17 protein-coding genes are annotated in these 25,275 nt (G+C 69.6%); 3 read left to right on the forward strand and 14 right to left on the reverse strand.

Annotation, left to right across the window (positions count from 1 at the left end; all coding sequences use genetic code 11):
* Positions 1–4: 4 nt before the first annotated feature.
* The 3 genes from ACHWVH_RS12085 to ACHWVH_RS12095 form a co-directional block, all read right to left on the reverse strand.
* Positions 5–2,833 (reverse strand): TonB-dependent receptor domain-containing protein, encoded by a 2,829-nt coding sequence (locus ACHWVH_RS12085; RefSeq protein WP_394687261.1) that lies wholly within the window; start codon positions 2,831–2,833, stop codon positions 5–7.
* Positions 2,834–3,166: 333 nt separating this feature from the next.
* Positions 3,167–5,533, reverse strand: coding sequence for a Tat pathway signal protein (locus ACHWVH_RS12090; RefSeq protein ID WP_394687262.1), 2,367 nt, complete (start codon positions 5,531–5,533; stop codon positions 3,167–3,169).
* A gap of 150 nt (positions 5,534–5,683) precedes the next feature.
* Positions 5,684–5,992, reverse strand: coding sequence for a flagellar basal body protein (locus ACHWVH_RS12095; protein WP_152181888.1), 309 nt, complete (start codon positions 5,990–5,992; stop codon positions 5,684–5,686).
* A gap of 534 nt (positions 5,993–6,526) precedes the next feature.
* Here ACHWVH_RS12095 and ACHWVH_RS12100 point away from each other — a divergent pair.
* Entirely contained in the window at positions 6,527–6,934 is a 408-nt protein-coding gene (locus tag ACHWVH_RS12100; protein WP_152181887.1) for a hypothetical protein, read from the forward strand.
* A 74-nt stretch (positions 6,935–7,008) separates the two neighbouring features.
* Here ACHWVH_RS12100 and ACHWVH_RS12105 read toward each other — a convergent pair whose 3' ends face one another.
* The 11 genes from ACHWVH_RS12105 to ACHWVH_RS12155 form a co-directional block, all read right to left on the reverse strand.
* Entirely contained in the window at positions 7,009–9,339 is a 2,331-nt protein-coding gene (locus tag ACHWVH_RS12105) for a DPP IV N-terminal domain-containing protein (RefSeq protein ID WP_394687263.1), read from the reverse strand.
* 139 nt (positions 9,340–9,478) lie between these two features.
* A complete protein-coding gene (locus tag ACHWVH_RS12110) occupies positions 9,479–11,050 on the reverse strand; it encodes an APC family permease (protein WP_394687264.1) in 1,572 nt (523 codons plus the stop codon).
* A 371-nt stretch (positions 11,051–11,421) separates the two neighbouring features.
* On the reverse strand, positions 11,422–13,254 hold the full coding sequence (locus ACHWVH_RS12115) for a DUF885 domain-containing protein (protein WP_394687265.1): 1,833 nt from the start codon (positions 13,252–13,254) through the stop codon (positions 11,422–11,424).
* Positions 13,251–15,083 (reverse strand): DUF885 family protein, encoded by a 1,833-nt coding sequence (locus ACHWVH_RS12120; protein ID WP_295926747.1) that lies wholly within the window; start codon positions 15,081–15,083, stop codon positions 13,251–13,253. Before ACHWVH_RS12120 ends, ACHWVH_RS12115 begins: the two co-directional genes overlap by 4 nt.
* Positions 15,084–15,165: 82 nt before the next feature.
* Positions 15,166–16,374 carry a Xaa-Pro peptidase family protein gene (locus ACHWVH_RS12125; protein ID WP_295926751.1) on the reverse strand — a complete coding sequence of 403 codons (1,209 nt, stop codon included), beginning with the start codon at positions 16,372–16,374 and terminating at the stop codon, positions 15,166–15,168.
* The gene (locus ACHWVH_RS12130) at positions 16,371–17,963 is read right to left on the reverse strand and encodes an aldehyde dehydrogenase family protein (protein WP_152235765.1); all 1,593 of its coding nucleotides are present in this window, start codon (positions 17,961–17,963) and stop codon (positions 16,371–16,373) included. Before ACHWVH_RS12130 ends, ACHWVH_RS12125 begins: the two co-directional genes overlap by 4 nt.
* A gap of 1 nt (position 17,964) precedes the next feature.
* Positions 17,965–18,870: a dihydrodipicolinate synthase family protein gene (locus ACHWVH_RS12135; RefSeq protein ID WP_017909351.1), complete on the reverse strand. Its 906-nt coding sequence runs from the start codon at positions 18,868–18,870 to the stop codon at positions 17,965–17,967.
* Positions 18,867–20,237, reverse strand: coding sequence for an FAD/NAD(P)-binding oxidoreductase (locus ACHWVH_RS12140; RefSeq protein WP_267093810.1), 1,371 nt, complete (start codon positions 20,235–20,237; stop codon positions 18,867–18,869). Before ACHWVH_RS12140 ends, ACHWVH_RS12135 begins: the two co-directional genes overlap by 4 nt.
* Entirely contained in the window at positions 20,230–20,478 is a 249-nt protein-coding gene (locus ACHWVH_RS12145; protein WP_170268107.1) for a (2Fe-2S)-binding protein, read from the reverse strand. Before ACHWVH_RS12145 ends, ACHWVH_RS12140 begins: the two co-directional genes overlap by 8 nt.
* Entirely contained in the window at positions 20,475–21,575 is a 1,101-nt protein-coding gene (locus ACHWVH_RS12150; RefSeq protein WP_394687266.1) for an NAD(P)/FAD-dependent oxidoreductase, read from the reverse strand. Before ACHWVH_RS12150 ends, ACHWVH_RS12145 begins: the two co-directional genes overlap by 4 nt.
* Positions 21,572–22,513 carry a 4-hydroxyproline epimerase gene (locus tag ACHWVH_RS12155; protein WP_295926760.1) on the reverse strand — a complete coding sequence of 314 codons (942 nt, stop codon included), beginning with the start codon at positions 22,511–22,513 and terminating at the stop codon, positions 21,572–21,574. The genes ACHWVH_RS12150 and ACHWVH_RS12155 overlap by 4 nt, the downstream gene beginning before the upstream one ends.
* 172 nt (positions 22,514–22,685) lie before the next feature.
* Here ACHWVH_RS12155 and ACHWVH_RS12160 point away from each other — a divergent pair, with 172 nt between their 5' ends.
* Both ACHWVH_RS12160 and ftsY read left to right on the forward strand, forming a co-directional pair.
* Positions 22,686–23,393: an AraC family transcriptional regulator gene (locus tag ACHWVH_RS12160; protein WP_017911046.1), complete on the forward strand. Its 708-nt coding sequence runs from the start codon at positions 22,686–22,688 to the stop codon at positions 23,391–23,393.
* A 344-nt stretch (positions 23,394–23,737) separates the two neighbouring features.
* Complete coding sequence (gene ftsY / locus ACHWVH_RS12165) at positions 23,738–25,105, forward strand: signal recognition particle-docking protein FtsY (protein WP_394687267.1); 1,368 nt, start codon at positions 23,738–23,740, stop codon at positions 25,103–25,105.
* The last annotated feature ends 170 nt before the right edge of the window (positions 25,106–25,275 follow it).

Raw genomic sequence — 25,275 nt, forward strand, 5'->3', positions numbered from 1 at the left:
CGACTCAAAACTCGGTCCTGATCCGCGCCCAGAAGTAGCGCCCCAGCGTGTCGTAGGTGAACGCATCGGTGTTGGCCGCGCTGGCATAGCCGTAGTAGCGCGGCGGCGTGCGATTGCCGAGGTTGTTCACGCCCAGCGCCAGGGTGGTATGCAGGCTCTCGAACTTCCGGCTCACGCTGGCGTCGTGATAGGTCACCGTGCCGACCGGGAAGTACACGCAACTGCCGTCGGCGGCGGTGTTGACGCAGAAGTCCTCGTAGGCGCTGCCGACGGTGGTGCGCCCGATCAGCCGCGTGTTCCAGCTCGCGTGCCAGGGGCCGTTGTCCCAGTCGAGGGTGAAGTTGGCGCGCCAGCGCGGCAGGTTGCCGTAGCTGGATTGTTCGCCTACGTAGTTGTGCGGATCGCCGCTGAACTTGTAGCTGGACAGGTAGGTGGCATCGACACCGGCGCGGAAGCGACCCCACGCCGTCTCCGGCAAGGCGTACTTGATGCCGACGTCGTCGCCGCGGATGTCGACCTTGCCGCTGTTGATCGCGAACGGCACGGTCACGCTGACCAGTTGCCCGGTGGGGCCGCGCTTGATCAGCGGACAGTAGGCGCTCTGGCCGTCGTAACAGTTCTGCAGCACCTGATCCAGGCCGGTGCCGTTGATCATGTCGTCCAGGGTGACGCGCCAGCTGTCCAGATTCAGCGACAGACCCTCGGCCCAGCCCGGGTCGTACACCGCGCCGATGTTGTAGGAGCGCCCCTGCTCGGGCTTGATCGCAAAGCCCGCGTTGGCCGAGCCGGTGGTGAGCACGGTGAACGAGGAGCTGTTGACGAAGCTGCCGTTGGTCGGCACGTTGGCGCAGGCCGCGGGATTGCCGCCGCCGGTGTAGCCGTTGCACGGATCGGTATAGGTGCCGGCGTCGTCGACCACGCCGTTGAACGGGGAGCCGTACAGATCGCCCAGCGCCGGCGCGCGGAACACCTGCGAGCCGGTGGCGCGGATCAGCAGGTTGTCGATCGGTCGCCATTCCAGCGCCACCTTGCTGTTGGTGGTGCTGCCCCAGTAGTCGTAGCGCGAGTAGCGCGTGCCCAGGTTGAGGTTCAGCGCCTGCGCGCCGGTCACGCCCTTGAGCAGCGGTACCAGCACTTCGGCATACGCCTCCTTGATGGTCTCGTCGTGGCCCTGGTTCATGATGCAACCGTCGTTGTAGTCGCAGTTGCCGTCGGCATCGGCCGCCGCCACCGGATTGCTGGTGCCCTGCGAGAAGCCGTTCTTGCGGAACGACAGGCCGAACGCGGCCTGCACCGCTCCGGCCGGCATCGCGAACAGGTCGCCGTTGACGCTGGCCTCGGCGAACTTCATCGTGCTCTCGTCGATCAGGTCGACCGCGCTCTGGGTGGCCTTGATGCCGGCGATGGTGGCCGGATCGTCCGGGTTGAACACGTTGATCGGGGTACAGCCGGCGATGACGTTGCCGGGCGTACCGCACTTGATGGTGCCGTCGCTGTCGCGGAACGAGGCACCCACCGCGTTGTTGAGCGCCGAGGTGATGGAGAAGCCGTTGCGCACCAGGGTGTCCTTGTAGTGCGCGTAGCCGGCCGCCGCATCCCACTGCCAGCTGCTGTCGCCGAACTTGCCGCGCAAGCCGGCGACGATGTTGGTCTGGTACATCGTCGAGGTGTAGACGCGGGTGTTGGCCGGCACCGAACGCAGCAGGTAGCGGCTGAGCTGGGCGCCGAAGGGGTTGTAGTAGTTCTGCGCGGCGTTGGGCAGTTCCAGGCCGTAGGCGGTGAGCTGCGAGGTGGTCTCGCTGCGGGTCCAGAACATGTCCAGGTAGCCCTGCACGTTCGGGGTGAAATCGAACGTGGCGTGTGCAGAGGCGTTGGTGCGCTGCACCGGGGTGATCAGGTACTGCCCGGTGTAGGAGTTGTAGCCTTCCACCGCCTGGCTGTAGGTATGGAAGTCGCTGGCGGTGACCTGGCCCGGCGCCAGGTTGGCGTTGGGCGTCAGCACGCTGCCATTGCGCAGGAAGGCGCGGGTGCCGTTGCCGCGGCGCTCCACCACCTGGCCGTTGAGATAGTTCTGCGCGGTGCGCGCGTAGTCGCGATCGCTGTCGTACAGCGCGTTCATCGAGCTGCGGCTCACGCCCAGGATCAGCCCGCCGCGGTCCCAGGTCTTGCCCCACTCCAGGCCGAGCGAGCGCCGGTTGCCGTCGCCGTGGGTGCTCAGGCCGTAGTCGGCGGTGGCGGCGAAGCCGTCGTACTTGTCCTTGAGGATGATGTTGACCACGCCGGCGATGGCGTCGGAGCCGTACACCGACGAGGCGCCGTCGGTGAGCACCTCGATGCGCTCGACCATGGCCGCCGGAATCGCGTTGACGTCCACGCCGGGCGCGGCGGCGACGCTGCTGGCCGGCCCGGCCATGCGATGGCCGTTGACCAGCACCAGGGTGCGCTCGGGGCCGAGGTTGCGCAGCGACACCAGCGCGCGACCGTGACTGAAGCCGGAGTTGAGCGCGACGTTGGGCATGTTGCCGGCCATCGCCGGCAGTTGCTGCAGCAACTGGCCGAGGGTGTCCTGGCCGCTGTCCTCGATGCGCTGGCGGTCGATGGTGATGACCGGGCTGGCGGTTTCCGCATCGACCCGGCGCAGATGGCTGCCGGTGACGCTGATGCGTTCCAGCGTGGTCGCCAGGCTATCCTGCGTCGGCGCATCCTGCGCCTGCGCCGCCGGCGCGAGCAGGGCCAGGGCGGTGCAGATCGCCGCGGCCAGCGGACCGGGCTGCGGCGCGGCGCGCCAGGAACACGGGAGCAGCGGCGCAACGCGTTCGAGCAAAGACGGCATCGGAAATCTCCTGAGCGGCAGCCTGACGATCGCCGGAACGCCGCCCTTCCCCAGGCGGCCGCCCCGTCGCCAGCGCGTGTGGCGGATACGAAAACGGACGTGTCCACGCATGCGCCATCGGATGGGACGATCCCGACGCCGCCTGCACGGCGACGCGCACGACCCATGCGCTGCGTCCCCGGTGACGTGCAGGAATCTCCCCCTTGGACATTCACTGCACGGTCACAATGTGCGCGTACGACGCGCGTGGCGTCTTGTCGTATTTATCGGGAAAACGTGCGGAATACCGCACTGCCCCGCAGGCAGGCGGGACGTTTCCGACTTTTTCGCCACTCAGCCGTAGACGGCGGAAATCGCCACCGTCGCTGCGCTGCCGGCCGGCACCAGCACGCGCTCGTTGCGCGGCCCGGACAGCGCCGCCGGCTGCCCGTCCAGTTGCACCTCCTGCAGGCGGGTGCCGGCCGGCACGCGCAGGATCAGCCAGGTGCGTGCCGGCCGCTGCGCCGGCAGCGTCACGCGGCCGTCGATGCGCTTGCGCGCCGGATCCCCGCGCAGCGCCAGCGACACCCTGCCCCAGCGCGTCGGCGCGGCGTCGATCGCGATCGTCTCGCCGCTGCCCAGCCAGTCGCGCGGCACCGCCCGCGCCAGGAACAGTTCCTCGCCGGCGCTGTCCTCGAACACCAGCATCCAGCGCAGCAGCAGCGGGATGGTCAGCTGCGCCGGGATGCAGAACAGCGGCATGCCGCCGGTGATGCCGGTGACCTCGCCCGCGGTCCAGCTGCCGCGGGTATGCACGTGGAAGCGGTGCGCGTACAGGAACAGCAGGTATTCCTCGATCCGGTCCAGGCGCAGCAACTGCTGCGCGTAGCCGTAGGAGATGAAGCCGAGCAGGTCGCGCGCCTCCGGGGTCGGCGCGGTGATGTTGCCGACCACACCGAGGCTGGTGCCGCCGTGGCCGCGCACGCAGTCGATGACCAGGTGCGCCAGGTCGTCGGGCAGCACGTCGGCCTGCAGCAGTTCGGCATAGGCGCGGTGCGGCCAGCCCTGCTCGCTGGGATGCTCCTGCTGCAGCGACTGGCGGAACGTCAGCTTCACCCCCGGCAGCGGGCCGATGTAAGGCGGCTGCAGATCGCGGCGGATGTTGCCACGCAGCGTGCGCAACAATTGCGCGGACAACTGCTGCGCGCGCCGCTGCCATTGCGCCGCGGCGGCCTGCCCACCGGGCCCGGCGATGCCGCTCCACACCGCCGCCAGGTCCTGCCAGCCGCGCACCGTCAGCGCGCTGTTGGCGTAGTACGGCTTCCACCACACCTGCGGATCGGGGAACAGGCAGGCGTCGGATTCGTTCCAGCCGTGGAGCAGGCCATGCCCCGGTGCCGATGCCGGCAGGCGCAGGCTGGCGTCGTGCAGCTCGACCAGCACCTGCGCGGTGGCGGCGATCTTGTCGCGGTGCTTGCGCAGCAGCGCGGCATCGCCGGTGTAGCGCAGGTAGCGCGCCAGCAGCGACAGGGTCAGCCCGAACTGGCCGGTCTCCGGGCCACGCATGTTGACCATGCCGTCGGCCTGCACGAAGTCACTGAAATAGCCGTCCAGCACCGCCGCCGCCTGACTGAAACGCCCCCATTCCAGGTTGGCGTACAGCGAACTGGTGAAGGTGTCCTGGAAGCCGTCGTACTCGTTGCCGTAGTAGTCGCGGTCCACCGCGCCGTACTTGGGATAGGTGCCGCCCGGACGCACCACCAGTTCGCGGGCGAAGGCGAAGCGCGCCATGTCGCGCCAACTCGCATCCGGGGTTTGCGCCTGCACAGTGTCGGCGAGCTGCGCCTGCCAGTAGCCGGCGAAGGCGAGCAGACCGCGGTAGAAATCCTCGGCGCTGCGCGGGCCGCGCCGCGGCGGGTAGTCGGGATAGCTGTAGCCGTACACGACCTTGCTGACCTTGCCTTGCTCCACCAGCGCACTGCGGTGCCAGGTCTGCACCACGAAGCGGTCCTCGGCCAGCACGTCGGCGAACAGCAGGATGTCGTAGTAGCGGCCCTCGCCGGCCGGCACTACCTTGCGCACCGCCGGCATCCAGCCGCCGAGCAGGCCTTCGCTGCGGCGCCGCACCAGCTCGTCCTTGCCCAGCTCCGGGAACGCCTGGATCGCGCGATAGCAGCGGGTGCGCCCATCCGGGTACACCGGCATGGTGTCGGCGCACTCGCGGGTGCCGACGAAGGTGGTCCACGGCAGGCGCCCGTTGTAGTCCTTGGGATCCAGTTGCGAGGCCGGCGGCGGCGCGACGTCGCGCACCTCGTCGGCGCGGGGGTCGCCGTCGCGCAGCAGGCGATCGGCGAGCAGGTCGGCATCGGCCATCGCCACTTCGGCCAGGGCCATGCCGAAGTACGGGGCCTGCGCCGCAGGGAACACCGCTTCGGTGCGCTTGCCCAGCACCAGCGCCCCGCCCGGCCCGCGCAGGGTCAGATCGCCGTCGGGCTGGCGCAGGTCTTCGTACACCTCCCAGGTCGCGCCGGCCTCGACGAACCGGCAGTGCAGGGTGTGCCCGGCGAGGGTGTCGGCCGCCAACGGCTGCAGGTGCGGCGGCGCAGGCGCACGTGCGGCGCTGGCCGCTACCGGTGTCGCGGCGGCGCGCCCGGCCAGCACTTCCACACCGGCGACCGCACCGACCGCCAGGCCCTGACGCAGGAAATCTCTCCGATCCATCTACCGTCCCCGATGCAATGCGATCGTCGCATCGTGCGCGGTGCGCGCCGCAGCGTCTTGTGCGCTGTACCGAGGATGGATGCGGAAAATCGCATAGCCGCGTGATCGCGGCGATGTTGCGCTGCGGGAACGCAACGCGTCGGCGACGGCTTACGCGAGCACGTCGAGCAGGCTGCCGATGCTGTCGTCGGCCGCGCGCAGCACCCGCGCATTGGCCTGGAACGCGGTGCGCTCGGTCAGCGTGCCGACCATGTCGTCGACCAGATCGCTGCCCTGCCCGTCGGCCTGCCGCACCTGCCCGACCACGCCACCGCCGGCACTCGCCTGGTTCACCGGCACCGAACGCTGGAACCCGTCGGTGGCGAGATTGGCGATGTTGTTGGCGCGCACCTGCAGCCCGGACGTGGCAGCGCGCATGCCGGACAGCGCGAGCGAGGAACTGGGAGCGATGGCGGTCATGGCAGGCCGTGGCACAAGGAGACTTGCCGGGATATCGGCCGAGTTCGCCGCATCTTTAGGGGCGGGAGTCGGGATTGGGGATTCGCAGGAGCGAACGCATCGGCGCCGAGAGCAAAGGCCCCTCTCCCGCCGGGAGAGGGTTGGGGCTGAGGGTACGGAAGCGCCGCGATGCCTGCGAAACCCCAATGCCTCCTCCGCCCCCTCATCCGCCCCTGCGGGGCTCCTTCTGCCGAAAGGTCAAGGAAACACGTCGAAGTATTGGCGATCGCGATCCACCCATCCATCAATTGTGCGATCGAAGTCAGATGATATTGCTGCCCTGTTCGCAGCGGACCGCGGATGGATCGCCACGTCATTCGGCCAAATTAATGTGTCATAAATATGAAATTATCTTGACGCCTCTTGAATGAACTGTTAATTTTATTTTCCTTAAAAATTCAGGGTATATATTCCGAAATACAAAATTCATTAAATAAAATTAGATTTCTTATCGAATTCCACTTGATTCACTTGACTCACTTGCAAGAGAGAAGAATGAAGATTTATAAAAAATCAGTCGTGGCATGCGCGTTGTTTTCCATTGCCGGAGCAGGCAATTGCGGAATAGGCGAGAACTCGTGGTTCTTCATGCCCTTGGAAAAAGTAACCTATGACTTCACCGCTGGCGAAGAACACATGGGCCTTGAAACAGGATGCGATTTCTTCGCCCCCGGCAATATCTTTTTTGCGATCACATACTCTGGCACGCCTGCAGCCGAAAAAAGAGTCTATGTCGAAACCGACGACCCCAGAAACGTCACGTACGACAAAGCCGCAAAGACGTTCTACGTCACAAATCCAAAGCGCATGGCAATAGGACTACCCTATGGCGGAACCTATACCATTAAAAATCGCTCATTAGCGACGATCAAAGGCGCCAACTGTGACGCCGGATTCTATTAAATCCACGATTTCCGAATGATCCGATGCCGCCACCGGAAGGCGGCATCTCTGACATTCATGCAGGCGCGCTCTACTTATCGCGCAACGCGTCCGTCCACGCCATTCCAACGCGGCGTCGGCTCCCCCAACAGATGCCGCACGAAGAAGTCGTACTGGCGCCGTTGCACGTAATCGATGGGACCGGTGGAGCGGCCGACGGTGTGTTCGCCGCCGGGCACGGCGAGCAGATCGAAGTCCTTGCCGGCCTTGATCAGTGCGTCCACCACCTGCGCGGTCGAGGCCGGGTCGACGTTGCTGTCCTGCTCGCCGACGATCAGCAGCAGGTCGCCACGCAGCTTGGCCGCATTGTCCACGCCGGAGGCGCGGGCATAGCTGGCGTCCACCGGCCAGCCCATCCACTGCTCGTTCCAGCTGATCTTGTCCATGCGGTTGTCGTAGCACCCGGCATAGGCCACGCCGACCTTGTAGAAGTCCGGATGCCGCTCCAGCGCGCCCAGCGTGCTCTGCCCGCCGGCCGACGCGCCGTAGATGCCGACGCGGCCGATGTCGTAGGACGGATCCTGTGCGGCCAGCGCCTTGTGCCAGGCGATGCGGTCGGGGAAACCGGAATCGCCGAGGTTCTTCCAGGCCACGTCGTGGAAAGCCTTGGAACGGTTGGCCGTGCCCATGCCGTCGATCATCACCACGATGAAGCCCAGGTCGGCCTGCGCCTGCATGCCGATCTGCTTGTCGCCGCCGGAGTGATAGCCGAACGGCCAGAAGGTCTTGGGCACGAAGGAATCGTGCGGGCCGGCGTAGATGTTCTCGATCACCGGGTACTTCTTGTGCGGGTCGTAGTCGCGCGGGCGCACCACCATGCCCCAGATGTCGGTCTTGCCGTCGCGACCCTTGGCGACGAAGGTCTGCGGCGCGCGCCAGCCGGCGGCCTGCAGCTTGCGGATGTCGCCGCGCTCCACCACCTGCAGCAGCCGCCCGTCGATGGCATGCAGTTCCATCACCGGGGCCATGTCCGGACGCGAATACACGTCCACGTAATGGCGCCCATCGTCGGCGATGGCCACGTCGTGGTCGGCATCGACCTGGGTCAGCCGGGTCAGGTGGCCGCCGTCGAAATCCACCGCGAACAATTGCCGGTAGTACGGATCCTTGCCCGCATCCATGCCGCTGGCGGTGAACCAGATGCGCCGCTGCGCATCGTCCACGCGCAGCACGTCGCGCACGATCCACTCGCCCTTGGTCAGCTTCGCCTTGATCCGGCCGCTGGCACCGTCGAACAGGTACAGGTGGCGCCAACCATCGCGCTCGGAGATCCACAGGATTTCCTGGCCCAGGCCGTCGACATCGTGGTGGTAGCTGCGGTCGGCGTACACGAAGGTCTTGGCGTCCTCGCCCACCGCCACATGCGCCTTGCCCGTGAACGCGTCCACCGCGATCGCGCGCATGCGCTGGAAGCCGCGCTGCACGTAGTCGAACACGAAGCTGGCGCTGTCGCGTCGCCACTGGATCGGCGAGAGCTGGTACGGGTTGGCGAACAGCGCGTCGTCGATGGGCAGGCGCTTGGGCGCACCGCCGCGCGCCAGCGCGCCGAGGTCGAACAGCACCGGCCGCTCGATGTCCACCGCATCGCCGGGCTTGGGATACAGCTGCGTGCGCACGATCGGCTGGCCGCCGCCGGGCGGCGCCGCCTCGACCCGGGTGACGCGGCGGGGGAAGCCGGGCTTCACCCGGTACAACGCCAGCCGCTGCGAATCCGGCGACCACGCAATCGTTTCCGGGTCGTAGAAATCGTCGCTGCGGCCATCGTCGGCCAGGCGCAGCGTGTGGCCGTCCGCCACCGCGCGCAGCATCAGCGCATTGCCGTCGACATAGGCGTCCCAGCGTCCGTCCGGCGAGCGCCGCGGAGTGGCATCGGCCGGCACGCTGAGATCGCGCACCACACCGAAACCGCGCGGCCGCGGCTGCGGGCCGCGGTCGGCACGCGCGCAGACGTAGGTGGTGAGCGTGCAGCGCCACGGCGTCTCATCGAGCTCGAAGGCGATCGCCGCCTGCGCCTTGCCACCCTCTGCGACGTAGGCGAAACGCGCGAACGGCAGGCGCAGCGCCGGATAGGCGGTGCCGGTTGCCGCGCCCAGCGCGCGCGCCAGCCGCGCCTGGTCGAACGCCGGCTGCTTGCGTTGGCTGGCCACGTCCTCGACCTCGAAGGCGAAACCGCCCGGCACGGTCTTGCGGTAGTAGAACGCGCCGTCGTCGCGCCACTGCGCCGGCCAGGTCACGTTCTCGGTCAGGCCGATCCAGGCCTCGCGCAGGCCCAGCGAGCGCTGGTAGTCGGCGACGCTGGGCGCGGCCTGGGCGGCACCGGCGCAGCAGGCCAGTGCCATGACGATCGATACGACGAACTTTTTCATTCGGTTTCCAAAAATCTCATGACGCGCTGTTTCCCGTAGAGCGGCTTTAGCCGCGACGGGCTGACCCGTTGACGTCTGCCGCAGCCAATCCCACAAAAAGGGACAAGAACCGTCCTACGCCTCTCCACACACGCAACGGCTACTCCCCGTCATCCTCTTCCAACGCCAGTTCCTCCGGACGCAGGCCGCTGCGCGCACCCCAGTGGTAGCAACCCAAGGCGATCGCGGCCACGCACAGCGTGTCCCAGGGATGCGCGATCCAGCCGCTGCCGCCGAAGGTGCCCAGGCGCGACACCACCAACACCAGCGCGAAGAACACGATCAGCCACAGCACACCGCGCACCTGCCGCCACAGCCGCGCACGGCCGGCGGCGTTGGGCAGGCGGTACAGCACGTACAGCGCGAACATGGCGATCTGCAGGCCAAGCAGCCACGACAGCGTGTTCCAGGTCGACCAGTACACGATCAGGCCTGCGACGATGAACGACAGCGGCCCGAGCAGCGCCATGCCGCGCAACCGGAACGGCCGAGGCAGCTCCGGCGCACTGCGCCGCAGTGCGGCCACGGTCACCGGCGCCACCGCATAGCTCAGCACCAGCGCCGCCGACACCACGTTGATCAGCGCCTCCCACGAGGGGAACGGCAGGGTCCAGAACACCGACAGCCCCAGGCTCAGCCACAGCGCCGGGCGCGGGATGCCGGAGGCGGCGTCCACCTTGGTCAGCACCGGTAGGAATCCGCCGCTGCGCGCCCAACCGTAGACCACCCGCGGCGTGGCGTTCATGTAGATGTTGCCGGTGCCGCTGGGCGAGATCATCGCGTCGCAGATCACCAGCGCCGCCAGCCAGCCCATGCCCAGCGCCAGGGCGATATCGTGGTACGGCAGCGAGAACGCCTTGTCGATGCCGCCCCAGCCGTTGACCAGATGTTGCGCCGGCACCCCACCGAGGAAGGCGAGCTGCAGCAGCACGTAGATCACCGTGGACAGCGCCACCGACAGGATCAGCGCGATCGGGATATTGCGCTGCGGATCGCGCACCTCGCTGGCCACCGACACGATCGGCGTGAGCCCGAGGTAGGCGAAGATGATGCCGCCGGCGGAGATCGCCGCTTCCACTCCGGCCGCGCCGAACGGCGCGAAGCCCTGCACGTGCAGGTTGCGCACATCGAAGTGCGCCATCAGCAGCACGATCACCAGCACCGGCACCAGGAACTTGAACACGCTGACGATGTTGTTGGCGGTGGCGAAGGTCTTGACGCTGTAGTAGTTGAGCAGGAAGAACGCGACCAGCAGCGCCAGTTGCAGCAGCCAGCCGGCGACACTGGGATGGGTGCTGCCGGCCTGGTTGAGCCAGGGGAACCACGCCGCGGCGTATTGCCGCGCCGCTTCCACTTCGATCGCGATCAGGCTGGAGAAGGCGATCAGGGTGATGAAGCCCATCAGCCAGCCCAGCAGCACGCCGTGCGAGTACTCCGGGTAGCGCACCACGCCGCCGGCGCGCGGCAGCGCCGCGCCGAGTTCGCAGTACACCAGGCCCAGCAGCAGCACCGCCACGCCGCCGGCGATCCACGAGACGATGCCGGCCGGCCCGGCGATCGCCGAGACGTGGCTGGCCGAGAACAGCCAACCGGACCCGAAGATCGAGCCCAAGCCGATGAAGGTCAGATCGGTGAGGCTCAAGCGCTTGTGGAACTTGCCTTGTGCGGCCATGGCGTCTCCCGCTGGATTGGTGTCACTGGCGATTCGATGATCTGCGGCGTTCCCTACCCTCACCCCAACCCCTCTCCCGGAGGGAGAGGGGCTTTTACTTGCCTTCTCCCCTCGGGAGAAGGTGCCCCGAAGGGGCGGATGAGGGTCCGAGCGAAGCCTCATGCAGCTGAAACACCGCACGCGCTTCGCGCCCTACCCTCACCCCAACCCTCTCTCGGGGGGAGAGGGGCTTATTGCTCCCTTCTCCCCCCCGGGAGAAGGTGCCCCGAAGGGGCGGATGAGGGTCCGGGCGAAGCCTCATGCAGCTGAAACACCGCACGCGCTTCGCGCCCCGACCCTCACCCCCCCCCGGGGGGGGGGGGGGGAGGGGCTTATTGCTTCGCCGCCTCCTTCGACCAAGGCGACTTCCCACCCTCGGCAATGAACCGGTCGATGCGCTGCTCCAGCACCGGCAGCGGCACCGAGCCCGTCTCCAGCACCGCGTCGTGGAACGCGCGGATGTCGAACTTCTCGCCCAGCGCCTGCTCCGCCTTGCGCCGCAGCTCCAGGATCTTCAACTCACCCAGGTAGTACGACAGCGCCTGGCCGGGCCAGGCGATGTAGCGGTCGACCTCGGTGGTCACCTCGTGCTCGCTGAGCGCGGTGTTGTCGCGCAGGAACGCCTGCGCCTGCTCCCGCGTCCAGCCGTCGTGGTGGATGCCGGTGTCGATCACCAGCCGGCACGCACGCCACATCTGGTAGGTCAGGTAGCCGAAGCGGTCGTACGGGGTGTCGTACATCCCCATCTCCTGCCCCAGGTATTCCGAGTACACCGCCCAGCCCTCGCCATACGCGGAAATGAAGGTGTAGCGGCGGAAATCCGGCAGGTTGTCCTGCTCGGCCGCCAACGGCATCTGCAGCGCATGACCAGGCGAAGACTCGTGCAAGGTCAGCGCAGCGAGGTTGTACAGCGGCCGCGACGGCAGGTCGTAGGTGTTGACCAGGTAGATGCCGGGGCCACCGCGGCCGCCGGTGTAGAACGGCGCCAGGTCCGCCGGCACCGGCTCGATCGCGAAGCGTTGCCGCGGCAGCCGGCCGATGTAGTCGCCGATCTTGCCGTCCACGCGCTTGGCGATCCACGCCGCGTCCTTGAGCAGTTCTTCCGGGGTCTTGGCGTAGAACTTGGGATCGGTGCGCAAATAGTGCAGAAACGCCGGGAAGGTCTGCTGCCCCGGCGGGGTCTTGAAGCCGCTGTCGACGATCGCCTGGTCCATCTCCTTGTGCAGCCGCGCCACCTCCTTCAGGCCCACCGCGTGGATCTGCTCGGGGCTGAGGTCGAGCGTGGTGTATTCGCGGATCTGCGCTCGGTAGTACGCCGCACCGTCGGGCATCGATTCGGCGGCCAGCGCCGGGCGTGCCTTGGGCAGGTATTCCTCGCGCATGAAACGCAGCAGCTTGGCGTAGGCCGGCACCACCTGCTGGGCGATCGCCGTGCGCGCCTGCGCGCGCAACTGCGCCTGCAGCGGCGCCGGGATCGTCGCCGGCATCTGCTTGAACGGGGTGTAGAACAGATTGGTCTCGCCCGGCGCCTGCGCGACCTCGGCGATCGACTGGTCGCGGCCCTGCAGGGTCACTTTGGGCTGGGCGAAACCGCGCGCCAGGCCGGCGCGCATGTTGGCGATCTGCTCGTCGAAGTAGCGCGGGATGTCGGCGAGCTGTCCGAGATAGCGCTGGTAGTCCTCGCGGTTGCGCAGGGTGGCGCGCGCGGTGAACCCCAGGTCGCTCCAGAACGCGGTGTCGCTGTTGAACGGCATTTCCCAGGCGCGGAACCGCTGCTGGTCGAGCAGCACCTGCAGTTGCTGGCGATAGACCTGGTAGTTCACCTGGTCCTGCGCCGACAACTGCGCCGGGTCGATCGCATCCAGATCATGCAGCGTCTGCTGCCAGTAGGCGGTGCGCTGCGCCTGGGTGGCCGGATCGACCTTGGGCAGGTGATCGGCGGCCTGTCCCTGCGCGTCCTCGTCGTCGGCGCCGGCGAACTGCTCCTGGCGCCATTTCCACTCGCGCTGGTACAGCGCCTTGAAGCGCGCACCGGCATCGCCAGCGGGGGCAGCGGCCGCCGGCGCGGCGATCTTTGCGGGCGCGGCGGCGGCAGCACCCTGCCAGGCCAGGGTGCACGCGATGGCCAGGGCCAGCGCCGTGCGCAGTCGGGAACGGGAGGTCATCGCGAAGTCTCCGAAGTGGCGGGGGTGCCGGCCTGGACCTGGGCGATCCAGGCATCGATGCGCGCGTCCAGCAGGTCCAGCGGCATCGCACCGCCGCCGAGGATGGCATCGTGGAAAGCGCGGATGTCGAAACGATCGCCCAGCGCGCGCCTGGCCTTCTCGCGCAGCGCCAGGATGTCCAGTTCGCCGAGCTTGTAGCCCAGCGCCTGGCCCGGCCAGACGATGTAGCGATCGGTCTCGGCCTGGATGCTGGGCTCGTCGTCGGACGGATGCGCGTGGAAGAAGTCGATCATCTGCTGCCGCGTCCAGCGCTTGTAGTGGACGCCGGTATCCAGCACCAGTCGGTTGGCGCGTAGCAGTTCGCCGGCCAGGCGGCCGTAGTCGCTGTACGGATCGCGGTAGAAGCCCACCTCCTTGCCCAGCTTCTCGGCGTACAGCGCCCAGCCTTCCACGTAGGCGTTGTAGCTGGATTGCTGGCGAAACGGCGGCAGCGGCAGGGTCTGCGCCAGCGAGATCTGCAGGTGATGACCGGGCACGCCCTCGTGATACGCGGTGGCCTCGATGTTGACCAGGGTGCGGTGCGCGTAGTCGCTGGTGTTGACCATCACCAGCCCGGGCTTGCTGCCCTGCGCATCGCTCTGCCAGTACTCGGCACCGGGCGCGGTGGCACGGAACGCCGGCATCGCGCGCACCTCCAGCGGCGTCTTCGGCAAGGTGCCGAACAGCTTGGGCAACTGCGGCTGCATCTGCGCGATGTCGTCGCGGTAGCGCTGCAGGATCTGCTCGGGCGAGGTGGCGAAGAACTTGCGATCATGGGCCACCGCCTTGCGTAGCGCAGCCAGATCGGCATAGCCGAGCTGCTTGGCGATGACGCCCATCTCGCCCTCGATGCGCGCGACCTCGGCCAGGCCGGTCTGGTGGATCTGCTCGGGCGACTGATCGGTGGTGGTCTGGGTGTGGATCGCGAAGCGGTAGCGGCGCGCACCATCGGGCAGCGACCACAGGCCTTCGTGGACGCGGCCCTGCGGCGCGTACTCATTGGCAACGAAGTCGGCGAGCTTGCGATAGGCCGGGCGCACCTGCTGGTCGATCGCCGCGATCATCGCCGCGCGCAGCCGCGGCCGCTCGGCCTCCGGCACTGCCGCGGGGAACTGCTGCAGCGGCGCGGCGAACGGACTGTCGGCCCCGGCCGGTGCGGCGATCTCGCGCACCTGCGCGGGAATGCGCTCGAGCAGGTACTTCGGCTGCACCAACCCATCCCTGGCGCCGGCGCGCGACAGCGCCACCACCTGGTCGAGCAGCGCCGGGATCGCCTGCAGGCGCTTGATGTAGTCCTCGTAGTCCTTGACGCTGGCGAACGGAAACGCCTGCGCATAGCCCGGCAGCGCCACCTGGATGCCGCCGACCGGCTCCAGCGGCATCTCGTCGTTCTTCAGCGCGATCGCCTCCAGCCGGTCGCGCAACTGCCGCTGCATCATCTGCAGGCTCAACTGCTCCTGCGCCGACAGCGCCTTGCGGTCGATCGCATCGAAGCGCGCCAGGAACGCAGCGGTGGCCTGGCGTTCGGCCTCCAGCGCGGCGAGCGAATAGTCGCTCCAGCGATCGTTGTAGCGGCTGTCGCCGATGATGCTGGCGAACTCCGGATGGTGTTCGAGCTGGTACTGCCACTGCGCGTCGAGCAGCGCGGCGAAGGCCTGCGACGGCGAGGTGCTTGCCTTGGCCGGCGCCGTTGCCGCCGGCGTGGAAGGCGCCGACGGTGCCGACGGCTGACAGGCACTCAGCAGGGCCAGTGCCAGCATGCCGACGACGGGCAGACGTATGTGCTTCATCGAGCAACTCCGCAGGGCGGCACGCGCCCGTGACACACCGCGGCGGCCGCCGCGCAAACGTTGCAGGCGGCCGCCCTACGCATCAGGCGAACGGCCGGTCGATCGCCGGCGACGGGGGCGTGAACCACTGCGCGCCGTCCTCGGTGACGTAGAAATGATCCTCCAGGCGCACACCGAACTCGCCCGGCACCACGATCATCGGCTCGTTGCTGCAGCACATGCCCGGGGCCAGCGCCAGCGCATTGCCGCGCACCAGGTACGGTGCCTCGTGGATGCTCATGCCGCAACCGTGGCCGGTGCGATGCGGCAGCCCCGGCAACTGGTAGTCCGGGCCGAGCCCGGCACGCTGCAGCACCTTGCGCGCGGCCTCGTCCACCACCGCGCAGGCCACGCCCGGCCGCACCGCGGCGAAGGCCGCCGCCTGCGCGTCGTGCTCCAGTTGCCAGATGCGTCGCTGCTTCTCGCTGGGCTCGCCGAAGATGTAGGTGCGGGTGATGTCGGAGTGGTAGCCCTGCACCGTGCAGCCGGTATCGATCAGCACCAGTTCGCCCGGGCGCAGCGCCTGCACGCCGGGAATGCCGTGCGGATACGCGGTGGCATGGCCGAACTGCACGATGCAGAAGGTCGAGCCGTTGTCGGCACCGAGCGCGCGGTGCGCCTGGTCGATGAAGCGGGTCAGTTCCGCAGTGGTGATGCCTTCGTGGATCAGCCCGGCGGCCAGCCGCTGCACGTGCAGGGTCATGTCACAGGCCTGCTGCATCAGCGCCAGTTCCGCCGGCGACTTGCGCATGCGGCAACCGTCGACGATCGCCGCCGCATCGCGGATGGCGATCCGCCCCAGCACCGCCGTCAGCCCGGTGTGCACCGCGAAGGCCGCGCCCGGGTCCAGCGCCAGGCTCTGCGCGTCCAGTTCCAGCAAGGCCTCGGCGACCAGCGCGTGCGGATCCTCGTGTTCCTGCCACAGGCGCTTGCGTACCGGCACCGACAGCACCGCGTCCAGCGAGCCTTCCTCGAACGCCGGGCAGATCAGCAGCGGATCGCCTTCGGCGGTGAGCAACATCGCCACCAGGCGCTCGCTTGCGCCCCACGGCACGCCGGTGAAATAGCGCAGCGAGGCGCCGGCGCCGATCAGCAGCGCGTCGGCACCGTGCGCACGCATCAGCGCACGCGCGTTGGCAAGGCGCTGCCGGTACTCCTGCTGTTGGATCGCCGGCGCGCGGTGCGGCCACGGCGCCAGTTGTGCGTGCGCCTGCTCCAGGGTCAACCCGCCGATCTGGGCCTGCTCGCTCATGCGCGCGGCTCCACGTCGGCGGTGCTCCAGCTGCCGTCGATCAAGCGCTGCACGCCGCCGGGATTGCGATCGCGCAGCAACGGCGGCAGCAGCGCGTCGGGCACGCCGTCATAGCTGTGCAGCGCGGCGAAGCGGCGGATCGCCGCGGGCATGCCGACGGCAGTGAAGCCCGGATGGCCGGTGCTCGGATACGGGCCGCCATGGTTCATCGCCGGGCTCACCGCCACGCCGGTCGGCATCTTGTTGCAGATCAGGCGGCCGACCCGCGGACGCAGCGCCGCGGCCAGCGCGGCGAAGGCCATGTCGTCGCTGCCATCGGCGGCGCGATAGAGCGTACCGGTGAGATTGCCCTCGAAGCTGCGCGCCAGGGCGGTCAACTGCCCCAACCCGCCGCTGCGCACGATCAGGCTGACCGGGCCGAACGCCTCGGTCTGCAGCGCCTCGGGCTGCTGCAGGAAGGCCTCGGCCGACACTTGCAGCAGGGTCGGCGCATGCCGATAGCCGGGGCCGGCATCGGCCTCGCCACCGGCCAGCACCGTGGCGCCGGCATCGCGCAGCGTGCCCACGCTGCGCTGCAGATGCTCCAGCACGCCGCGCGAGAACAGCAGCGCCGGCGCAGCCGCGGCGAAATGCGCGGTGGCCGCGGCGACGAAGGCATCGCCGGCCTCGCCCTCGGGCACCACCACGATGCCCGGGTTGGTGCAGAACTGGCCGCTGCCCATGGTGCAGGAGGCGAAGAACTCCTGCGCCAGCGCCGCACCGCGTTCGGCCAGCGCGCCCGGCAGCAGGAACACCGGATTGACGCTGGACAACTCGACGTAGGCCGGCACCCCGGCGCGGTCGGCGGCGGCCTTCAGCGCCAGCCCGCCGGCACGGCTGCCGGTGAAACCGATCGCGCCCAGGCGCGGATCGCCTGCCAGTTCCAGGCCCAGCGTGCTGTCGAAGTGATACAGCAACTGCACCGTCGCCGCCGGCAGGTCGTTGGCCAGCAGCGCCTGGTGCGCGAGCTGGGCCAGGCGCTGGCTGGTGGCCGGATGCGAGGGATGCGCCTTGGCGATGACCGGATTGCGCGCGGCGATGGCCGAGGCGAAATCGCTGCCGGCCACCGCGTTGAACGCGAACGGGAAATTGTTCGGGCCGAACACGAGCACCGGCTTGTGCAGCGGCCCCAGCTGCGCGCGCAGGCCGGCCGCGGTGTCGATCACCGGCTGCGCCCAGCTGTGGCTGCGCACTGCCTGTGCGGCCTGGCGCAACTGCCCGCTGGCGCGCGGCAGTTCCACCTTGGCCAAGCGCGGCTCCACCGGCAGGCCGGTTTCGGCATGGGCCAGCGCCACCAGGCGCTCGACGTCGGCGTCGATCGCGTCCGCATACGCATCCAGGAACCCGGCGATGCGTTCCGGCGCAGCCGCGGCCAGCGCATCGGCGCTCAGCGCCGCCGCGCTCAGCGCCGCTTCCAGGTCGGCGGCGCCGCTGATCGGGAACGACGGGCCGAACTCGCTCCCGTCGCGCGGGTCCTCGGCGCGGAAACTGCCGCGCTCTTCCAGCGAGGCCTGCCAATGGCCGGCCAGCAACAGCGGTTGCGTGCTCATCTCAGTGCCCGGGATGGGTGGCGATGGCGTGGTCGATGACCTTCAGCGCGGCCTCGCGCTCGGCGCCTTCCAGCACCAGCCGCGGCGCGCGCACGCGCTCGCTGCCCAGGCCGACCTTCTCCTGCACCAGCTTGATCAGCTGGACGAACTTGGGCACGGTGTCCAGGCGCAGCAGCGGCAGGAACCAGTCGTACAGCGCCTTGGCCGCCGGGTAGCCGCCGTCGCGGGCCAGCTCGAACAGCTTCACCGACTCCTTCGGATACGCGTTGACCAGGCCGGCGATCCAGCCCTTGGCGCCCATGCTCAGGCCTTCGACGATCGCATCGTCCATGCCCACCAGCAGCACCAGGCGGTCGCCGAGCAGTTCGCCCAGCGCGGCGAAGCGGCGCACGTCGCCGGAGGATTCCTTGACCGCCTGCAGGTTCGGGAACTCGGCGGCCAGCTCGGCGATCTGCGCCGGGCTGAAATCGGTCTTGTAGGCGATCGGGTTGTTGTACAGGATCGCCGGCAGGTCGGTGGCGGCGATCACCGCGCGCATGTGCGCGCCCATCTCGCGCCAGTCGGTGGAATACACGTACGGCGGCAGCACCATGAGGCCGCCGCAGCCGACCTGCTTGGCCGCCTGCGCCAGGCGCACGGCCTCGTCGGTGGACAGCGCGGCGATGCCCGGCACCACCGGGATGCGGCCGTCGACCGCCTGCACCAGGGTCTTCAGGATCGCCAGCTTGTCGTCGAAGCTCAGCGTGGCCGCCTCGCCCAGCGAGCCCAGCGGCACGATCGCGGTGCAGCCGGCGTCGATCATGAGCTGCGCATGCTTGGCCAGGAACGCGTGGTCGATGCTGCCGTCGGCGTTGAACGGGGTGGTGATGGCCGGCAGCACGCCGTACCAGAAGGAAGCCTTGCTCATGGATGTACACCTTGTGGAGAGTTGCGAAGGGATGCCGCGCGCGACGGCGCGGCGCAAGCGGTGTCCGGAGCGGGGTCCGGACAGGGATGGGCCAGCGCGTCCAGCCGCGCCGGGAACAGCGGCGGCCGGCGGCCGTCGTCGGAGAAATCGGCGGCGCGCGTGGCCAGGCCAAGTTCGGTCAGCGCACTGCCGCAGATGCGGCCCTGGCAGGCGCCCATGCCGCAGCGCGAGGCCAGCTTGGCGTCGCGCAGGTCGGCATGGCCCTGCAGCGCGGACAGCGGCACGTCTTCGCAGCGGCACACCAGCGTGTCCGGCGCGGCCAGCGCGTGGATGCGTGGATCCAGCGCGAACTGGCGCTGCAGCAGTTCAGCGAAGGCGCGCGCACGTCGCCGCTGCGGCTGCAGCGCCTGCGCAGCGGCGTCCTGGCCGGCGGCCAGGTGGCCGGCGATGGCGCCTTCCACCCGCGCGCAATCGCGCCCGCCGATGCCCAGCGCCTCGCCCGCTGCGTACACGCCGTCGACGCTGGTGCGCAGTTGCGCATCCACCGCCACGCACGGATGCGCGCCGCTGCGGCCCAGCCGGCAGCCCAGCAGTTGCGCCAATTCCACGTTCGGCACCAGGCCGTAGCCCACCGACAGTTGATCGCAGGCGAGACGGCGGCGGCCGCGCGGGCCGTCGATCTCCGCCTCTTGCACGCGGCCCTCGCCGTACGCGGCCAGCACCACGCTGCCGGCGTGGTAGCCGACCCCGGCCAGTTGCGTGCGCAGCGCCAGCGCCTGCAGCGCCTTGTCCGGCCAACGCAGCGGCAGCTGCGCGGCGAACGCGGCCAGCGCGCGCCACGGCGCCTGTTCGACGATGCCCAGCACCTGCGCGCCGTGGCGATGCAGCGTCGCCGCCGAGGCCAGCAGCAGCGGCCCGCTGCCGGCGACCAGCACGCGCCGCCCGCGCAGCGGCCAGCCCTGCTTGGCCAGCGCCTGCGCGCCACCTGCACCGGTCACCCCGGGCAGGGTCCAGCCCGGGAACGGCAACAGCAACTCGCGCGCGCCGGTGGCCAGCACCAGCGCGTCGTAGCCCAGCCAGCGCGGGCCATCGGGTCCATCGGTGAGCAGTTGCCGGTCCTGCGCCAGCAGCACCTGGGTCTGCGGCAGAAACGTCACGGCGCTGGCCGCCAGTTGCGCCAGGGTGCGCGCGGCCAGGCGCGGCGGCGCCTGGGCCACGTCGTGGCGCCAGATCTGCCCGCCGGCACGCGCCTGCAGATCGACCAGGCCGACGCGGCGGCCATGCCCGGCCGCGGCCAGCGCCGCCGCCAGCCCGGCCGGCCCGGCGCCGATCACCAAGACCTCGAAGTGGGTGCGCGGCTCAGCCATCGGTCCACACCTGCATGCCGTCGCGCGCCGGGGTGATGCAGGCGCGCAACTGGCCGACGCGGTCGATGCGCACCCGGCACTCGGCGCACACGCCCATGCCGCACAGCGGCGCGCGCGGCTGGCCGCTGCGCGAGCGGCGGAAATGCGTGGCCACCTGCGCCACCGCCGCGGCCACGCTGCTGCCATCAGGCACTTCGACATCGCGGCCGTCGACCTGCAGGCGCAACATGCGCGCGCTCATGCCAGCGCCCGCGCCGGCGCGTACGGCGCCGCGTCGATGGCCGTGGGCCGCTGCAGCAACTGGTCCAGCAGCAGGCGCGCACTGCCCAGCGCCGTCGTCACGCCCAGGCCCTCGTGGCCGGCCGCGACCCACACGTCGCGCCGCTCCGGCACCGCGCCCAGGTACGGGCGTCCGTCCGGCGTGGCCGGACGCAGGCCGGTCCACACCCGGATCGCCTGCAGTTGCCGCAGGCCCGGCAAGAACGCGAAGGCGCGCTCCAGCATCCGCTGCAGCATCGGCATCGACACCGCGCGGTCGGTCGCATCGAATTCGCGCGAGGAGCCGATCAGGAGTTGCCCGGTCGGCCGCGGCTGCACGTTGAACGCCACGCTGCTGCCGTCGCTGCCGTGCGCGCTGTCGGCGTAGCCCAGTTCCAGCAATTGATGGGCGACGAAGCCCGGATAGCGGTCGGTGATCACCAGTTGCCCTTTGCGCGCGCGCAGCGGCAGTTCCGGCAACAGCTCCGGCACGGCGCAGCCGGTGGCGACCAGCACTGGGCCATGCAGCGCGCTGCCGTCGTCCAGACGCACGCCGGCATCGGCCAGCGCAGTGGCGCGACGCCCGGCGTACAGCTGCGCGCCGGCGGCGCAGGCACGCTCGACCAGGTAGCGCGCCATCCGCGGCGGATACACCACCGCCTCGGCGGCCACGCGCATGCCGCCGGCCAGGCCCGGCACCAGCGCCGGCTCCAGTTGGTACAAGCGCTGCGCATCGAGCGCTTCGGCGTGCACGCCGGCCGCGGCCAGCCGCTGGATCTTGGCCGGAATCGCCTCCAGTTCGCGCGCCTCGCGCGCCACCCACAGCGTGCCGCAGCGACTGAACTCCGCCTCGGGCAGCGGCGCGAATTCTTCCCACAAACGCAGCGAGTACGCCGACAGCGCCAGTTCCGACGGATCGTCGTCCATCGCCACCAGGTGCCCCATCGCCGCGGCGGTGGAACCGCCGCCGATGCTGCCCGACTCGACGATCGCCACGCGCAGGCCGGCGGCCGCCGCCGCATCGGCGCAGGCCGCGCCGACGATGCCGGCGCCGACGACGATCAGGTCGAAACCGCTCATGCGGCGCCAATGCCCCAGGCGAACGGATCCTGCGGATCGATCAGCAACTGCGCGCGCGCAGTGATGTAGGCCTGCCCGGTGATGCGCGGCAGTACCCCGCGCGCACCGGCCGTGTAGCTACCCTCGAACACGCTGCCGAGGATGCCCTGCTGCCGCCACACCTGGCCCGGCGCCAGCTTGCCGTCGGCGGCCAGGCACGCCAGCTTGGCGCTGGTGCCTGTGCCGCAGGGCGACCGGTCGTAGGCCAGGCCCGGGCACAGCACGAAGTTGCGCGCATCGGCGCTGGCGTCCGGCGCCGGCCCGTTGATCTCGATGTGGTCGATCTCGCCGCCGTCGGCGCCGCGGATGCCCGCCGCCTCCAGTGCCAGCCGCACCGCCTCGGTGTAAGCGGTCAGCGCGCGCTGGTGGCGCAGTTCCAGCGCGCACGGCGTCTGTTCGGTGATGAAGAACCAGTTGCCGCCCCAGGCCACGTCGCCGCGCACGCGCCCGTACTCGGGCACCTGCACTTCGACGCCGGTGGCGTGGCGGTAGCTCTCGACGTTGTCGACCGAGACGCGGCCGTCGGCGTGCAGTTCCACGCCGACCGTGCCCACCGGCGTCTCGACGCGGTGCGTGCCCGCGCTCAGCCGGCCCAGTTCGGCCAGCGTGCGCACCAGGCCGATGGTGCCGTGGCCGCACATGCCCAGGTAGCCGACGTTGTTGAAGAAGATCACCGCCGCGCAGGCATCGGCGGCCACCGGCGGCAGCAGCAGCGCGCCGACCATGGTGTCCGAGCCGCGCGGCTCGCAGGCGATGGCGCTGCGCCAGGCGTCGAAGCGCGTGCGGAACAGCTCCCGGCGTTCGGCCAGGGAACCGGTTCCCAGATCGGGGAAGCCGGAGACGACGACACGGGTCGGTTCGCCGGCGCTGTGCGAGTCGATGACATCGAGTGTATGCATGGGGCCATGCTCACATTCGGCACCGCCGCCGGCTAGCAGCGTTTGCCTGTCGCCAATGCGGAAGTTCGCACAACCCGGCGACGCCCCAGGGCGTCGACTTAGGCTAGCATCGGCATTCAGGGGACGCGCGACGGCGCGCCCGCATCGCCGCCCACTCCCGCAGGTGAACGCCATGGACACTCTGATTTCGGCACTGGAACTGCAGACGCTGTTCGACGCCCTGCCGGACGTGGTGTTCTTCGTGAAGGACCGCGACGGCCGCTACACCCACGTCAACCTGACCCTGGTGCGGCGGCTGGGCAAAAAATACCGCGCCGACCTGATCGGCAAGTCGGCCGCGGACGTGTTCCCGCTGCCGCTGGGCGGCAGCTACCTGATGCAGGACCGGCGCGTGCTGTGCGGCGAGGTGATCGAGAACCAGCTCGAAGTGCACTTGTTCCCCAACCGCACCCCCGGCTGGTGCCTGACCTTCAAGCGCCCGCTGTGCGAGGGCGAGGAGGTGATCGGCGTGGTCGGCATCTCCCGCGACCTGGGCCAGCCGGACAGCCGCCATTCCGCCTACGAGCGCATCAGCCGCGCCATGGAACACATGCAGGCGCACTACGGCGACAACCTGCGCGTGCAGACCCTGGCCGACCTGGCCGAGCTGTCGGTGGCGCAACTGGAGCGGCACTTCCGCCGCGTGTTCCAGCTGACCCCGCAGCAACTGCTGACCAAGATGCGCATCGAAGCGGCGATGCGCCTGCTGCACGGCGACGACAGCATCGCCAGCATCGGCCAGTTGTGCGGCTTCGCCGACCAGAGCGCCTTCGCCCGCCAGTTCAAGGCCACCGTCGGCATGACCCCGCGCGACTACCGGTCGATGAAGGGCAAGCTGTGAAGAGCTGGGAATGGGGAATGGGGATTGGGGAATCGTTTGTTGCTGAATGCGGGCGTTGAGATAACTGCGCTGCAGATGCAGAGCCCCTCTCCCTCCGGGAGAGGGGTTGGGGTGAGGGTCCGGCGCAGCCATTGCGTCGAAAATCCGCGCTTGCCCCTGAGAGCTTGGCCTCACCGGGGACGCCCCAGTTGCGGTTGATCCATCAAAGGCACAAAAACCGCACCGACGCACACGCGTTCACGACCCACAAATCCCACCCTGCCCACCATCCCGGCACGCCCCTCTGCACCGGCCGCTCAGGTCGCAAGTGGTAGCATTCTTCGTTTCCGGTCCACGCGTCATCCATGGTCAGCCTATTCCGCCGCAACAAGCCCCAGGACAACGCCGGCGAGAGCCGCACCCAGCGCTACAGCATCGAGGAACTGGCCGCCGCCTTCCCCAAGCCGGCAAGCGCCGAGCCCGCTGCGCCTGCGCCGTCGGCGCCGCCCGCCGCTGAGGCCGCGCCCGCCGCTCCCGCACCCGCCGCCACCCCGCAGCCGACGCCCGCGCCAGTCGCAGAACATCCCGTGCAGGCGCCGGCCCCGGTCGCGGTCCCGCAGCCGCAACCGACGCCGCTGCCGCCCGCAGCGCCCACGCCGCCACCGCAGGCCTATGTGCCGGCCCCGGCCGCCGCGCCGGCACCGAGCGTGCCGACGCCAACGCCCGCCCCCGCGGCTCCAGCGCCGGCCACCGCGTCCGTGCCCGCAGCCGACGCCGACCTCGTCCGCAGCGACGCGCTGCCTGCCGCCCCGGCCGGCAAGCCCGGTTGGCGCGAGCGGCTGCGCAACAGCAGCTTCGCGCGCAGCGTCGGCAGTCTGTTCTCGCGCAATCCCAAGCTCGACGACGACCTGCTCGACGAGATCGAGACCGCGCTGATCACCGCCGACGTCGGCATTCCCGCCACCACCGCGCTGATCGAGAGCCTGCGCAAGCGCATGAAGGCGCGCGAGTTCGCCGACGCCAGGGCGCTGCAGCAGGCGCTGCGCGCCGACCTGCTGGCGATCCTGCAGCCGGTGGCCAGGCCGCTGCAGATCGACCGCAACGCCAAGCCCTTCGTGGTGCTGACCGTCGGCGTCAACGGCGTCGGCAAGACCACCACCATCGGCAAGCTGGCCAAGCGCTTCAAGGACGAGGGCCACAGCCTGATGCTGGCCGCCGGCGACACCTTCCGCGCCGCCGCGGTGGCGCAGCTGCAGGCCTGGGGCGAGCGCAACGGCGTGAGCGTGATCGCGCAGGGCCAGAACGCCGACGCCGCCTCGGTGGCCTTCGATGCGCTGCAGGCCGGCAAGGCGCGCGGCACCGAGGTGCTGATCGCCGACACCGCCGGCCGCCTGCACACCCAGACCGGGCTGATGAACGAACTGGGCAAGATCCGCCGCGTGCTCGGCAAGCTCGATCCCAGCGCCCCGCACGAGGTGCTGATGGTCATCGACGGCACCACCGGCCAGAACGCGCTGTCGCAGCTGCGCCAGTTCCACGCCGCGGTCGGCGTCACCGGTCTGGTGGTGACCAAGCTCGACGGCACCGCCAAGGGCGGCGTGGTGTTCGCCCTGGCCCGCGAATTCGGCATCCCGATCCGCTTCGCCGGCATCGGCGAGCGCCCCGAAGACCTGCGCGTGTTCGACGCCGAAGCCTTCGTCGACGCGTTGCTGCCCGACGCCCTGGGTGCCTGATCCTGAGCCCCTCTCCCACTGGGGCGACTGGGCACGGCTTGCGCGCCACTGGCGCGCGTGCCCTGGAGCGCCCGCGCCGCCAGCGCGGGCCGGGGCGCGGAGCGGGGGTTGGGGTGAGGGTACGGCGCGAAGCGTCTAGCGGGATCAGGTCCCACAAAGGCTTCGCCCGT

Source organism: uncultured Xanthomonas sp., from assembly GCF_964278005.1.
Lineage (GTDB): Bacteria > Pseudomonadota > Gammaproteobacteria > Xanthomonadales > Xanthomonadaceae > Xanthomonas_A > Xanthomonas_A sontii.